Annotated in this window: 12 protein-coding genes; 4 read left to right on the forward strand and 8 right to left on the reverse strand. The window is 63.3% G+C overall.

Features of this window, described 5'->3' with window-relative positions; all coding sequences use genetic code 11:
• Positions 1-4 precede the first annotated feature (4 nt).
• The 3 genes from M1D51_RS07210 to M1D51_RS07220 are packed head-to-tail and all read right to left on the reverse strand — an operon-like array spanning position 5 to position 3132.
• The gene (locus tag M1D51_RS07210) at positions 5-1132 is read right to left on the reverse strand and encodes an Mrp/NBP35 family ATP-binding protein (protein ID WP_458109050.1); all 1128 of its coding nucleotides are present in this window, start codon (positions 1130-1132) and stop codon (positions 5-7) included.
• A gap of 4 nt (positions 1133-1136) precedes the next feature.
• Positions 1137-1868, reverse strand: a complete 732-nt coding sequence (locus M1D51_RS07215) for a DUF1003 domain-containing protein (protein ID WP_172322951.1) — start codon at positions 1866-1868, stop codon at positions 1137-1139.
• Positions 1849-3132 carry a magnesium transporter MgtE N-terminal domain-containing protein gene (locus M1D51_RS07220; protein WP_026539974.1) on the reverse strand — a complete coding sequence of 428 codons (1284 nt, stop codon included), beginning with the start codon at positions 3130-3132 and terminating at the stop codon, positions 1849-1851. The genes M1D51_RS07215 and M1D51_RS07220 overlap by 20 nt, the downstream gene beginning before the upstream one ends.
• A gap of 76 nt (positions 3133-3208) precedes the next feature.
• Between M1D51_RS07220 and M1D51_RS07225 the strand changes: the two genes are divergently transcribed.
• Entirely contained in the window at positions 3209-4057 is an 849-nt protein-coding gene (locus tag M1D51_RS07225; protein ID WP_458109051.1) for a general stress protein, read from the forward strand.
• Positions 4058-4134: 77 nt separating this feature from the next.
• On the opposite strand, the gene M1D51_RS07230 is transcribed toward M1D51_RS07225, so the two are convergent.
• Positions 4135-5718, reverse strand: a complete 1584-nt coding sequence (locus M1D51_RS07230) for an aminopeptidase P family protein (protein WP_458109052.1) — start codon at positions 5716-5718, stop codon at positions 4135-4137.
• 80 nt (positions 5719-5798) lie between these two features.
• Between M1D51_RS07230 and M1D51_RS07235 the strand changes: the two genes are divergently transcribed.
• Both M1D51_RS07235 and M1D51_RS07240 read left to right on the forward strand, forming a co-directional pair.
• A complete protein-coding gene (locus M1D51_RS07235; RefSeq protein WP_458109053.1) occupies positions 5799-6644 on the forward strand; it encodes a PHP domain-containing protein in 846 nt (281 codons plus the stop codon).
• Positions 6644-7252, forward strand: a complete 609-nt coding sequence (locus M1D51_RS07240) for a MarC family protein (RefSeq protein WP_172322955.1) — start codon at positions 6644-6646, stop codon at positions 7250-7252. The genes M1D51_RS07235 and M1D51_RS07240 overlap by 1 nt, the downstream gene beginning before the upstream one ends.
• A 19-nt stretch (positions 7253-7271) precedes the next feature.
• Here the strand turns inward: M1D51_RS07240 and M1D51_RS07245 are convergent, their stop codons facing one another.
• The 4 genes from M1D51_RS07245 to M1D51_RS07260 form a co-directional block, all read right to left on the reverse strand.
• Positions 7272-8150: a DNA-methyltransferase gene (locus M1D51_RS07245; RefSeq protein WP_172322956.1), complete on the reverse strand. Its 879-nt coding sequence runs from the start codon at positions 8148-8150 to the stop codon at positions 7272-7274.
• Positions 8151-8158: 8 nt separating this feature from the next.
• The gene (locus M1D51_RS07250; RefSeq protein ID WP_458109054.1) at positions 8159-9874 is read right to left on the reverse strand and encodes a DEAD/DEAH box helicase; all 1716 of its coding nucleotides are present in this window, start codon (positions 9872-9874) and stop codon (positions 8159-8161) included.
• 277 nt (positions 9875-10151) lie between these two features.
• The gene (locus M1D51_RS07255; protein WP_458109055.1) at positions 10152-11639 is read right to left on the reverse strand and encodes an RNB domain-containing ribonuclease; all 1488 of its coding nucleotides are present in this window, start codon (positions 11637-11639) and stop codon (positions 10152-10154) included.
• Between the two features lie 111 nt (positions 11640-11750).
• Positions 11751-12701, reverse strand: a complete 951-nt coding sequence (locus tag M1D51_RS07260; protein ID WP_458109056.1) for a TM2 domain-containing protein — start codon at positions 12699-12701, stop codon at positions 11751-11753.
• A gap of 154 nt (positions 12702-12855) precedes the next feature.
• Between M1D51_RS07260 and M1D51_RS07265 the strand changes: the two genes are divergently transcribed.
• Positions 12856-13524, forward strand: a complete 669-nt coding sequence (locus M1D51_RS07265) for a ferritin-like fold-containing protein (RefSeq protein WP_458109057.1) — start codon at positions 12856-12858, stop codon at positions 13522-13524.
• Positions 13525-13538 lie beyond the last annotated feature (14 nt).

Genomic DNA, 13538 nt, shown 5'->3' on the forward strand with positions numbered 1-13538 from the left:
AGCGCTAACGGGGTTCGATTCCCAACGACAACCCTGACAACCCGCGGGGCCGCGATGCCAGGGCCGAGGCCACCTCTTGCATGGCCTTCGCTGCGGCTGCTTCCGGTGCTGCCAGAACCACGGGCTTCCCGGCGTCGCCGCCTTCCCGTAGCCGGATATCCAGCGGAATCTGCCCCAGCAAGGGAACGTCGTTGCCAACGGCAGCGCTCAGACGCTCAGCCAGGATGGCACCACCGCCACTTCCGAACAATTCCATCCTGCCGCCGTCGGGCATGTCCAGGAACGACATATTCTCGATCACGCCAGCCACTTTCTGTCCGGTTTGCGTGGCAATGGTCCCCGCGCGTTCGGCGACGTCGGCGGCAGCAGCCTGGGGCGTGGTCACTACCAGGATCTCGGCGTTGGGCAAGAGCTGGGCTACCGAAATGGCGATGTCGCCCGTCCCTGGTGGAAGATCCAGGAACAACGCGTCAAGGTCCCCAAAATAGACGTCGGTGAGGAACTGTTCCAGTGCCCTGTGCAGCATGGGACCGCGCCAGGCCACCGGCTGGTTGCCCGCCACGAACATCCCGATGGAGATGACCTTCACTCCGTAGGCCACCGGTGGAAGGATCATGTCATCCACCTGTGTGGGCTTTTGGGTGATGCCCATCAGGGCCGGCACCGAGAAGCCGTGGACATCGGCGTCGACAATTCCCACCCGGAGGCCCTGGGCCGCCAAAGCGCAGGCCAGGTTGACCGTGACGGAGGACTTGCCCACGCCGCCCTTTCCGCTGGCCACGGCGTACACCTTGGTGAGGGAGCCCGGCTTGGTGAAGGGTATGCCGCGCTGGCCGCCCGGACCGCGCAGCTGTTCCTTGAGGGCCTCGCGCTGGGCAGGGGTCATGACTTTCAATTCCACGTCCACGGCGCTGACGCCCTCCACTTGCGACAAAGCGGCAGTGGCATCCTGGGTGATGGTCTCCCGAAGGGGGCAGCCCGCAATGGTCAACAGGACGGCTACGTGGACCGTCCCGGCGTCGTCGGAGGATACCGATTCCACCATCCCGAGCTCCGTGATGGGGCGGCGGAGCTCGGGATCGATGACGGTTGCCAGGGCAGCATTCAACGCCTCGGCAGATGGGGTGATCATAGGGTCAGGCCCGGCTTTCAGGGGTTTCAGGCGACGGTTTTGCCGTGGAGTGCTGCGGTCCTGTGGCGCGCGGCTGGCGGACCTTGGGGATCTGCTGGGTGCGGGGACCGCGCGACTTGTCACGTTTGTCTTTGAGCTTCTCTTTGACCTTCTCGCCCGGCGAATCCGTACCATCGGCCGCGGCATCATTTTCCCGGAGCTCTTCCTGGGCATCGATGATGTCCTCCAGCAGGCTCCTCAGCTCGGCGCGGACGTAGTCACGGGTGGCAACTTCACGCAGGGCAATGCGAAGTGACGCCAGTTCCCGGGTCAGGTACTCGGTATCGGACAGGTTCCGTTCGGCGCGCTGGCGGTCCTGCTGGAGGGAGACCCGGTCCCGGTCATCCTGCCGGTTCTGGGCGAGAAGAAGCAGGGGAGCGGCGTAGGAGGCCTGGAGTGACAACATCAGCGTCAGCAGGGTGAAGCCCAGCTCCATCCTGTCGAACTGCCAGGCCGTGGGCGCGAACGTGTTCCAGACGAGCCAGAAGACGCAAAAGACCGTCATGTAGACAAGGAAGGTCGGCGTCCCCATGAAACGGGCGAAGCCCTCCGTCGCGTTGCCGAACGCGTCGGGGTTGGGGGAGAACTTGGGCAGTATCCGTTGGCGGCCGCTCAGGGGAGTGTCCAGGCTGCTGCTGGAGCGTCCTGACGACTTGGGGGATCGGGTGGCGTTGTTATCAGCCAATGCGGCCTCCAAGTTTCCTTATAGGGGCGTCGTCCTCGTGAGCGCGCCAGTCATCGGGTAACAGGTGATCCAGCACGTCATCAACAGTCACCGCCCCCACGAGGCGGCCGTCGTCGTCAACGACTGGAAGGGAATTGAGGTTGTACGTGGCCAGGGTCCGTGCGACTTCGCTGATGTGGGCCTGATCCGAAAGCGGTTCAAGGTTTTTGTCCACCAGGTTGCCCAGCGGTTCCGGGGGCGGGAAGCGCAAAAGCTGCTGGATGTGCACTACGCCCAGGAAACGGCCCGTGGGGGTCTCCAGCGGCGGACGTGCAATGAAGATGGAGGAGGCCAACGCCGGGGAAAGTTCTTCACGGCGGACATGGGCCAATGCTTCGGCCACGGTGGCTTCCGGAGGGAGAATGACCGGGACAGGGGTCATCAAACCGCCGGCGGTGTCTTCGTCATACTCCAAGAGCCGGCGGACGTCTTCTGCTTCCTGCGGTTCCATGAGCTGAAGCAGTTCCTCGGCCTGGGCGGACGGAAGCTCGGCCAGGAGGTCGGCGGCGTCGTCGGGGTCCATCTCTTCCAGGACGTCGGCGGCACGCTCAACATCCAGCGCGGAAAGGATCTCCACTTGATCGTCTTCCGGGAGTTCCTGGAGGACGTCTGCGAGGCGCTCGTCCTGGAGTTCGCTGGCCACTTCGAACCGGCGCTTGTCGCTCATCTCCTGGAGGGCCTCGGCGAAGTCTGCGGGCTTGAGGTCCTCGTGGGTCGCAACAAACTGGGTTGCAGCCTGCGGCTCGTTGTGGGCCCCGGTCTGGGCGTCGGCCCAATCAATGATCAGCGTTTCGTTCCGGCGGAGCCTGCTCAAGGGAGACAAGGAATGGCCGCGGCGTACAAAGAGCTTGCTGACGAACCAGTCCTTGGACCGGTGCTGGTCCATGGCGATGTCCTCGATGGTGGCGTCACCGGAACCATCCGCGAGGGTAACGCGGCGGTCGAACATCTCGGCAACCACCAGTGTTTCTGCGCCCCGTTGCTCGAAGCGGCGCAGATTGACCAGGCCGGTGCAGATGATCTGTGTCTGGTCGATGGAAGTAATGCGCGTCATGGGGACGAAGACACGCTTCTTTCCCGGTACCTCCACCACGATGCCCACAACGTGCGGAGCGCCGCGGGTCCCGCGGGAGAGCACCACGACGTCGCGCAGGCGGCCCAGACGATCGCCCAGGGGGTCGAAGACGTCCAAGCCGAGCAGGCGCGCGACAAAGACGCGGGAAGGATGTGTGCTCATGTTTACAGGCTACCGAGTCTGCTCTCTTTTAGCTGAATTCCAGCCTGTTCACATGTCCATGAGACACAATGGGGCTATGTCAAACATTTTTGGTGGTCCCAAAGCCGTTGAGGAATCCCGCACCGTCCCCCAGGGTGACACTGTGGGCTCATACACCTCGTATTTGGACGCCCAGAAGGCGGTGGATTACCTTGCGGACCAGCAGTTCCCGGTGCAGTTGGTGTCGATCGTGGGCAACGACCTCAAAATGGTTGAACGGGTGACCGGTCGCCTCAGCTACCCCCGGGTGGCCCTGTCCGGTGCCTTGAGCGGCATGTGGTTCGGTCTTTTCGTGGGTGTGATGCTGTCCTTCTTCACCCCGGCGGGCGGTCCGTTCTCCATCATCACCTCCGTGCTGATGGGCGCCGCCTTCTTCATGCTGTTCGGAATCGTCACCTACGCCATGCAGCGCGGCAAGCGTGACTTCACCTCCACCAGCCAGGTAGTGGCCACCAATTACGACGTCATTGTGGCCGTGGAAGCGGCCCACGAGGCCCGACGGCTGCTCCAGCAGCTGCCCATGAACCCCTCACAGGCGGCTACCGTGCAGGCCTCGCATTACAACCCCCAGAACACCCCGCTGCAGCAACCAGGACAGGCGCCCGAGCGGCCTTCCACCTGGAACGATCCCTACGGCCAGCGTGGTCCGGAGTCCACCGCAGGCGCTCCGCAGGGACAGAACCCGCCGGCAGCGACACCGGCCCCTGCCCAGCAGCCCGTGCAGAACCCGACGCCCGCAGCCGTCCGCTACCCGGACCTCCCTGATGGTCGTCCGCAGTACGGAGTCCGGGTCACTGAAGGGCAGAACACACCCCAGAACGCGCCGCAGAACGCGCCCCGGGAGGACGGACAGGAGTCCGGGCCCGAAAGTTCCGCCAAGCAGTAACGGGAAACGCAGACCAAAAAGGAAGGCCACCGGATCGATCTCCGGTGGCCTTCCTTTTGCATGTACAGCAGTGCTGCTTAGCCCTGGGCTTCCTGGTAGATGCCTGCCATCCAGGACTCGACGTCGTCGGCCTTGCGGGGCAGGGTGGCGCTGAGGTTGACAGGGCCGTCGGCCGTCATGAGGATGTCATCTTCGATCCGGACTCCGATTCCTCGGTATTCCTCGGGAATGGCGAGGTCCTCGTTCTTGAAGTACAGGCCGGGTTCGATCGTGAAGACCATTCCCTCGGTGAGGACCCCGTCCAGGTAGAGTTCGCGCTTGGCCTGGGCGCAGTCGTGGACGTCAAGGCCAAGGTGGTGGCTGGTGCCGTGGGGCATCCACCGGCGGTGCTGCTGGCCCTCCGGGCTGATGGCTTCCTCCACGGAAACGGGGAGCAAGCCCCAATCAGCCAGGCGTTCGGCCAGGACGGTGGTGGCAGCGGTGTGGATGTCACGGAACTTCACGCCTGGTTGGGCAGCTGCGAATCCGGCATCAGCGGCGTCCAGGACGGCCTCGTAGATCTTGCGCTGGACATCGGTGAACGTGCCGGTGGCAGGCAACGTTCGGGTGACATCGGCCGTGTACAGGGAATCGGCTTCCACGCCTGCGTCCAGGAGCAGCAGTTCGCCGGCGTTGACGGTTCCGGAGTTGCGGTTCCAGTGCAGGACCGTGGCGTTGTTGCCGGACGCCGCAATGGTGTCATAGCCGAGCTCGTTGCCTTCTTCACGGGCACGGGCAAAGAACGCACCTTCAACAACACGTTCGCCGCGCTTGTGGGTCAGGGCACGCGGAAGGGCGCGGACAACATCGGCGAAGCCCTCCACCGTTGCCGCGACGGCAATCTTCATCTGCTCGATTTCCCAGTCATCCTTGATCAAGCGCAGCTCGGAGAGTGCTTCGCTGAGCTTCTCATCCAAGGCGTCGAGTTCGCCGAGGTCCAGGTTTTCGGGGTCTTTAGCCGTGTTGTAGCGGGCAGTGTCCACCAAGGCGTCAATGTTCTCGTCCACCTTGCGGACCAATCGGATCGAGATGCCGCCGATTTCCGGGGCGCCGACGTTCTTGGTGATGGCCATTTCCAGCTCGGAGATGTGTGCGGTGGGCAAGCCCAGCCGTGCTTGAAACTCAGCCAGCGTGGGTCGCGCACCGATCCAGAACTCGCCTGCGCGGGAGTCCGCATAGAACTGCTCTGTATCGCGGCCGGCCAGCGGACGGAAGTACAGCGTGGCAGTGTGGTGACCGCCGTCGTCGCCCTTTCCTTCAGCCACCGGTTCCAGGATGAGGACGGCGTCGGGCTCGTGGTCCAGGCCCAAACCAGTCAGGTGGGCGAACCCGGAGTGGGGACGGAAACGGTAGTCGCAGTCGTTGGAGCGGACCTTCAACGGACCGGCGGGGATAACAAGCCGTTCGCCTTTGAACAGTTCGGAGACGGTACGACGGCGGCGTGCAGCATGGTCTGCAACGGCGTCACGCGCAGGGGTCACCTGCGGGGCGGGCGCCCAGTTGCTGGCCATGAATGCCTTGAAGGCATCGGACGTGGGCCTCTGTGAGCGGTTGTTGACGCGCTCCTGCAGGGGCTGGGAATTTGAGGAGTCCAGGTTTTGGGTGTTTTCGGCATCGTTCACCGTTACATCGTCCCACCAGTTCGTTGAGGAGGCCAACGGCGCAACCGGCCAAGGAGCCCCGCATCGCCTAGGCTGGGAAAGTGAGGATAGACCTGCATGCGCACTCCAACGTTTCCGACGGAACCGAGACACCCGCGGGGGTGATCATTTCCGCTGTGGCGGCGGGCCTGGACGTGGTGGCTTTGACCGATCACGATTCCACTGATGGCTGGGAGCCGGCAGCAGCGGCAGCCCGTGAACACGGCATTGCCTTTGTTCCCGGGATGGAAATCTCCTGCCGGACCGAGCAGGGCATCAGCGTGCACTTGTTGAGCTACCTGCATGATCCCGCGCACGTGGGCCTCCTGGAAGAAATCACCAAGTCCAAGGACGCCCGGCTGACCCGTGCCGAGCACATGGTCACCTTGTTATCGGAGGATTATCCCCTGACGTGGGACGACGTCATCCATCACGTTGCGCCGGGCGCCACCGTGGGCCGCCCCCACATCGCCGACGCCCTGGTGGCTGCCGGTGTTGTCGCGGATCGAACCGAAGCCTTCACCTCCATCCTTACCTCCCACTCGCGGTACTTCGTGCAGCACTATGCGCCCAACCCGGCGGTCGCCGTCGAGCTCGTCCGTGCTGCAGGCGGCGTTCCTGTTTTTGCCCATCCGGTGGCGTCATCACGGGGAAGAATCGTGGGGGAGCGGACCTACCTGGACATGATTGACGCCGGGCTGCTGGGCGTTGAAGTTGACCACCGGGACAACCCGGAGGACGGGCGGGCATTCCTGCGGACGCTGGCGGCCGAGCATGGCCTGCTCATGACAGGCTCTTCCGACTACCACGGTGCGGGCAAGCCGAATCTGTTGGGCGAGAACACCACCTCGCCCGCTGTGTTGGCCAGGATTGAGGAGTTGGCAACGGGCAGCACGGTGGTTCGTTAATGGATTTGCAGCTGCTCGCCTCGGTGATCGTCACCTTGTTCGTGATCATGGACCCGCCTGGTACCGTCCCGATCTTCATGTCCTTGACGGCCCAGATGGCGGCCAAGGACCGGAACCGCTCCGCATTCCAAGCACTGCTGGTGGCCACCGGCGTCATTGTGGTGTTCGCCATCTTTGGCCAGTCCATCCTCAATTACATGCATATCTCGCTGGCGGCCTTGCAGGGCGCGGGTGGCCTGCTGCTGGTCCTTATTGCCCTGCAACTGCTGACCGGTTCCACCAGCGGCGAGGAAAATGCGGGCAAGTACAAGAATGTGGCGTTCGTTCCGTTGGGGACCCCGCTCATGGCTGGACCTGGTGCGATCGTTGCCGTGATGGTCTTCGTTCAGCAGTCCAGCCAGCTGTCCGAGTACTTGGCCGTGGGGCTGGGGATTGCCGTGGTGCTGGGCTCGTTGTACCTGGCGATGCGCTTCGCGGGCGTGGTGCAGCGTGTGCTGGGCGAAAACGGCGTGGAGCTTGTCACCCGGATTGCCGGTCTGCTTTTGTCGGCCATTGCCGTGCAGATGATTGCGGACTCCGTGACGGCCTTCGTGAAGGGCGTCGCCTGAGCACGCCTGGCAGTGCGGGCTAGAGGCTGGTGGGCTGGATCTCGTGGAACACGGCCTTGCTGCCCAGCCGTTTCCGCATGACCTCGATGGCTTGTTCGTTCTGATCCACACACACAAAGTTGCGGCCCAGCTTCGCTGCAACGGCTCCCAAGGTCCCTGACCCGGCGAAGAAGTCCAGGCACCAGTCACCCTCGCGGCTGGAGGCAGAAACGATCCTGCGTACCAGGCCTTCGGGTTTCTGGGTTGGGTAGCCGGTCTTCTCACGTCCCGTGGGGGAGACGATGGTGTGCCACCAAACGTCAGTTGGCAGCTTGCCGAGTTCGCGCTTGGCAGGTGTTACCAGGCCGGGGGCCATGTACGGTTCCCGGTCCACCTCGGCGTTGTCGAAGTGGTACTTGGCGGGGTTCTTCACGTACACCAGGATGTTGTCGTGCTTGGTGGGCCAGCGGTTTTTGGCACGTGCGCCGTAGTCGTAGGCCCAGATGATCTCGTTGAGGAAGCATTCCCTGCCGAAGATGGCGTCGAGCATCACCTTGGCGTAGTGCACTTCGCGGTAGTCCAGGTGCAGGTACAGGGTGCCGTCGTCGGACAACAGCCGCCAGGCCTCGACCAGTTTGGGTTCCAGGAAGGACCAGTAGTCGCTGAAGGCGTCATCGTAACTGTGCAGGGCGCCCTTGATGGTGTCGTAGGAGCGGCCCTTGAAGCCAACGCGGTCGCCGTCGCCGTCCGCGTTGCGGACCATGCGGGTTTCCTGGCGGCGCTGTACCCGGCCCGTGTTGAAGGGCGGGTCCACATAGATGAGTGTGAAGGCGCCGTCCGGCAGCGTAGGGAGGAATTCCGCGTTGTCCGCGTGCACCACCAAATTGCCGCCGTCCGGCGCCCAAACAGTTTCAGTCATTGAGGTTTTTAGGCCTCGGCGCTGCCGGACTGGGCAGCTGCCGTTTCACCGGAAACGACTTCGCCGTTGCGGCGGCGCGTGCGCGTACGACGCGTCCGGGCAGGCTTCTCTGAGCTGTCCGCCGTGGCCGTGCGTGTTTCAGAAGCACCGGCAGCGGGAGCTGCTTCGGCATCGGAGGTACGACGGCGGCGCGTACGGTTGCGTCCACCCTCGCCCTTGGATTCGCTGGAGTCCGAGTCGTTGGACTTGGCTTGCCGTCCGCGTCCGCCGTCACGTCCGGCGTCGCGGCCACGGCCGCCATCGCGACCGCCGTCGCGGTTTGACCCTGAACGGGCGTTCTTCTTGCCGGTCTCGCCGAGGTCCTCCAGGACCTCCGCGTCGACGCCGGCAAGGACACGCTTGTTGCGGGGCAGGCGGCCCTTGGTGCCCTCGGGAATGTCGAGGTCGCTGTAAAGGTGCGGCGAGGACGAGTACGTCTCAACGGGTTCGGGAACGCTCAGCCCCAGTGCCTTGTTGATCAGGCCCCATCGAGGCATGTCGTCCCAGTCCACAAACGTAACTGCGGTGCCCTTGTTACCGGCGCGGCCGGTGCGGCCTACACGGTGCAGGTAGATCTTTTCGTCTTCCACGCACTGGTAGTTGATGACGTGGGTGACGTCATCAACATCGATGCCGCGGGCGGCAACGTCCGTGGCCACCAGGACATCGACCTTGTTGTTGCGGAAGGCGCGGAGGGCCTGCTCGCGGGCACCTTGGCCGAGGTCGCCATGGATGGCTGCCGCAGCAAAACCGCGGTCAACAAGTTCCTCGGCCACCTTGGCAGCGGTGCGCTTGGTCTTGGTGAAGATGATGGTCCGGCCACGTCCGCGGGCCTGGAGGATACGGGCCACAACCTCGGTCTTGTCCATGCTGTGCGCACGGTAAATGAGCTGGCGGATGTCGCGCTTGGTGAGGCCTTCATCGTTCGGGTCGGCGGCGCGGATGTGGGTTGGCTGCGTCATGTAGCGGCGCGCCATCGCGATCACCGGGCCCGGCATCGTCGCCGAGAAGAGCAGCGTCTGCCGAACGGCGGGGGTACCGGCGATCAGGGTCTCGACGTCCGGGAGGAAGCCAAGGTCCAGCATTTCGTCAGCCTCGTCAAGAATCACCATCTTGACGTTCTTCAAGCTCAAATGCTTCTGCTTGTAGAGGTCGATCAAACGACCCGGGGTGCCGACCACGATTTCGACGCCCTTCTGCAGGGCATCGATCTGAGGCTCGTAGGCACGGCCGCCGTAGATGGTGGCAATGCGGGCGTTGCGTTTGCGTGAGGCGGTCTGGAGATCGTTGGCGACCTGCACCGCGAGCTCGCGCGTGGGGACGATTACCAAAGCCTGGGGTGCACCCGGGACGGCAAGCTTTTCATAGCCGGCGTCGTCGCGGCCGGCAACGCGCTGAAGGGCAGGGATGCCGAAGCCCAGCGTCTTGCCGGTACCGGTCTTGGCCTGTCCGATGATGTCGTGGCCGCTCAAGGCAACCGGCAAGGTCATTGCCTGGATGGGGAAGGGATGCGTGATGCCGGCGTCCGCCAGGGACTCAACAATGTCTGCGCGGACGTTGTAGTCGGCGAACGACTTCTCTTCGATCTCGTGGGGCGTCTCATCCGAGATGATCGTTTCCTCGGGTTCGATGGATTCGGTTCCGGTGGAGTCCGTCAGGACCTGGTGGGTATGCAATTCACTCACAGGGAGTTTCCTTATTCATTTGGGCATTGGCGCTGCATGCTCAACGGCGGCGGCGGAGCCGTACCGGAGCACGAACGGGCGCGCAAGCAAGTCCAGTGGAAGCCGATCGCGGGCTATCTAAGTACTGGCACTGGTGACCAGTTGGTACATCTCAAGATCGCGTAGGGGCGGGCTTGTTGAGTTCAAAAATTAACTGAATCAACGACCGGGCATCCATTACTACAGGCCCAGTCTATCCTCTGGGAGCCTTAAAGCCGGGATCACCGGTTTGCCGGCGTCATTGCTGAAGCTCGAACCTGATTTCCCGGCTGGCAATATCGGCCTTGACCAGGCGCACCCGCACCTTGGTTCCGGACTCCAGTTCGCCGTCACAGCGCGCGGTGACAGCCGGTTCCGCGATTTGGATGAATCCATAGGGGCCGCTTCCGTTGCCATTCCCATTGGATCTGGTGCCGTTGCTGTTTCCGTTGGAAGGCTTGGACCCCGAAATCACCACCGCATCGAATTCCCGGCCGACGTGATTGGCCACCAGTGCCGCTTCCACAGTGTCCAAGGCCGCACGTTCAAGCCGTCCGGCCATTTGGTCCGAGGCTGCCATGATCTCCGGCAAGGAGGGCAGTGCTTCGCGGGCCCAACGCGGTATGTCCTTGTTGTTGCTCAGGGCCTCGCAAATCACCAGGACAAATCTATCGATGAGTCGCCGCAACGGTGCTGTGGTGTGGGCGTAGGGAGCTCCAATGGCTGCCTGGATGACGGTGTCAGGCACTTCACCGTCAAAAGGCGTGTAGCCTGCACCCCGGAACAGTGTTCCGGCCGAGTGCAGGATGGCCAGTTGCCGGGGGTCGGAGGCATCCAAAGTCCTCAAGTATTCGCCGTAGGTGACGTGGCCGTCCCACGGTTTGCCCAAGGCGGCGGTCTGCCGTTTGAAGTGCTGTAGGGAACGTTCGTCCGGGGCGGGCATGGTGCGAAGGATGCCCACCTTTCCTTCGAGCATCAGTTGGGCGGCCGCCATCCCCGTCATCAGGGAGATCTGGGCGTTCCAGTCCTCCACCGGCAGGGAGGGAGCTGCGACGATTCTGTACCCGCCGCCGTCGGTCGCCTGCACGATTTCCTGTTCCGGCATGTTCAGGCTCGCGCCGCCACGCTGCCTTTCCAGTTCAACCCGTTTCAGTCCCACTTCCTTAAGGAGCTGCAGGACCGGAGGGGCCGTACCGTCGTCGATTTGTTGCTGGGCGCCCTTGTAGCTCAGTTTCGCCCGGCTCCGGACTGCAGCCCGGGCGACGCTCACGGACATCACTTCAGCATCGGCGTTGAGGTCGAAGTCCCACACGAAGGCAGCACAGTCCTGGTCAGCCAGCAGGCTTCCGGCGTTTTCGCTGATGACCTCGGGGTGCAGGGGGATGCGGCCGTCGGGGGCATAGAAAGTCTGTCCGCGCTGCCGGGTCTCGGCATCGAGAGCCCCGCCCGGAGCTACGAAGGATGGCACATCGGCGATCGCATACAGGACCTTGTAACCCTCTCCTGCGCGATCAATGAACAGGGCCTGGTCCAGGTCTGTGGAGGTGGCAGGGTCAATGGTGACAAAAGGGACATCCCGCAGGTCTTGCTCCGGCAACCTGAGGTTTTCCACGGCCTGCTGAGCTTCCGCCACCGCCTCGGCCGGGTACGCAGAGGGGAGTTCCAACTCCGTCCTTAGGGCCGCAAGGGCTGCAGCGAGCTGGTCCGAGGAGTCGTCGACGTTGGGCGCTATCCGATGATGTGACACGAAAATCAGGTTAGCCCGAAAACGGCGGATAGTCTTCGCAGCCGCACGCAAAAGCCCGCTGCCACCGGAGGGCAACGGGCTCTTGGCACAGCTGTTTGACCTGGTAAGGACTTAGCCTGCCGGGGTCAGGGTAAAGCTGGCTGCTTTGTCACCAACGTCATTTTTGATGACCACTGTGGTGGGACCGTTTTTGATGTCGAAGGCGATGACGCCCTGCTGTATGTCTCCTGCGGCGACATCGCCGGAGAGAAGACCGCCCAGACTGTCGTCAAGGAAGATCCGGTCGCCTTCTTTGCCCTCAGCGTCGAAGGCGTCGAAGTTGCTGGGCGCGACGAAGCTGGAGCCGGCGGTGGTCTCCCAGGAAACCTCCAGCAGGAGGAACCCGCCGTTGAGCGGCTTCATGTAAGCCATTTCCGGGATTTCGGTGGTGTACCCGGTGTTAAGGATGGTGACGTTGACGGTGTTGCCCTCGGACACCGTGACCTCGAAGGAGTTGCCGTCACCGGCAGGGCCCTGTGACGGGGCCGGGGCTTCCTGCGAAGCCGACGGTGCGGCGGGGACGGGCTTGGCCTGTCCTTGGACCGCAGCGGCCATCAAAGTCAGGGACAACACGGTGGACACGATTCCAAGAATCAGGCCGACGAGCCAGACAACGAGCGTGATGATCCACGCCTTCTTCTTATTTTCCGGATAGCCCTGCAGCGGGCGGCCTTCCTTGTCCCGCGCATTGCCGGTCAGCGTGATGATGAGGTCCACGATGGACCAGATGCCGAGCCCGCCCGCCGTGAGCAGCTTGGCAATGCCGGTGCCGATCTTGCCCAAGTAGAAGCGGTCGACACCGAGGCCACCCAGAAGCAAGGACAGGAGCCAGGTGACCATGAAGGACTTGGCGGGGGTGCCCGTGCCGGGTGCACCGTAAGGGCTGGAAGAGATCCCTGGCTGATACGGGGACGGCGGTCCGCCCTGATACTGGCCCTGGTTGCCGTAGGCACCTGATGCAGGCGGTACTGGGGGAGTTCCGTTCCCGTTGTCGGGCATGGGCGGGTAGCTGGGGTTACTCATGAATCATCCTTCAGGGAATGGGTGCGAGGAGGAGGACACATGGCCCGCAGGCAGGCCGGACGGTCAACTCACTTCCAGTAAGCCTAGTAGCACCCCCGTCTCTGCCGGCAAACCATCAGGGAGGCTTGTGGATAGCCAGGGATACTCTTGGACCATGGGCACTTCCCGGGACGTCGCAGATTCTGCGGGACAACTCGCGCCTGAACTGCTGGGCGCCATGGCTTACGGAGAATTGTCCGCTTTCGGCCGGCTTTCATCCGACTCCCGATTCGCTCCAACCCTCCACGACAGATCGGTGCTGGCCAAAATTGCGGTCGGAGCCTACGGAAACTTCGCGTTGTTGAGTGATCGGCTCACAGAGATGGGCCTCGATCCTGAAGAGGCCATGATGCCCTTCCAACGCTCCTTTGACCACTTCCATGAACGCACCAAACCCGCGGACTGGTTCGAATCCGTGATGAAGGCCTACGTCATCGACACCGTCTCCTCGGACTTCTACCGCGCTGTAGCCACCTTCCTTGACCCCGCAACACAGCAATTCGTGGAGCGGGTGGCTTCACCTGACCAAGCAACGGAAGTGCTTCGTGTCCTGCTGCGGCGGGCCTTGGCCGATGACCCGCGGCTGGCTTCACGCTTGGCGTTGTGGGGGCGCCGGTTGGTGGGGGAAGCGCTCACGCAGGCGCAAAGGGTGGGCATGGAGCACCCACAGTTGGGCCCGACACTGAAAAGCGGTGGTGACGCCCGTGCGTCAGTCAAGAGAATGACAGGCGAGCTGGCCGAGCGGCACTCGCGCCGGATGACGGGACTGGGCCTCACCGCATAGCGGCGTGGCGGGGA

Source organism: Arthrobacter sp. R3-55 (assembly GCF_054161505.1).

Coding starts and splice junctions, on each gene's coding strand:
- M1D51_RS07210 (WP_458109050.1), bottom strand. CDS start 1,132: ATGATCACCCCATCTGCCGAGGCGTTGAATGCTGCCCTGGCAACCGTC.
- M1D51_RS07220 (WP_026539974.1), bottom strand. CDS start 3,132: ATGAGCACACATCCTTCCCGCGTCTTTGTCGCGCGCCTGCTCGGCTTG.
- M1D51_RS07225 (WP_458109051.1), top strand. CDS start 3,209: ATGTCAAACATTTTTGGTGGTCCCAAAGCCGTTGAGGAATCCCGCACC.
- M1D51_RS07240 (WP_172322955.1), top strand. CDS start 6,644: ATGGATTTGCAGCTGCTCGCCTCGGTGATCGTCACCTTGTTCGTGATC.
- M1D51_RS07245 (WP_172322956.1), bottom strand. CDS start 8,150: ATGACTGAAACTGTTTGGGCGCCGGACGGCGGCAATTTGGTGGTGCAC.
- M1D51_RS07260 (WP_458109056.1), bottom strand. CDS start 12,701: ATGAGTAACCCCAGCTACCCGCCCATGCCCGACAACGGGAACGGAACT.
- M1D51_RS07265 (WP_458109057.1), top strand. CDS start 12,856: ATGGGCACTTCCCGGGACGTCGCAGATTCTGCGGGACAACTCGCGCCT.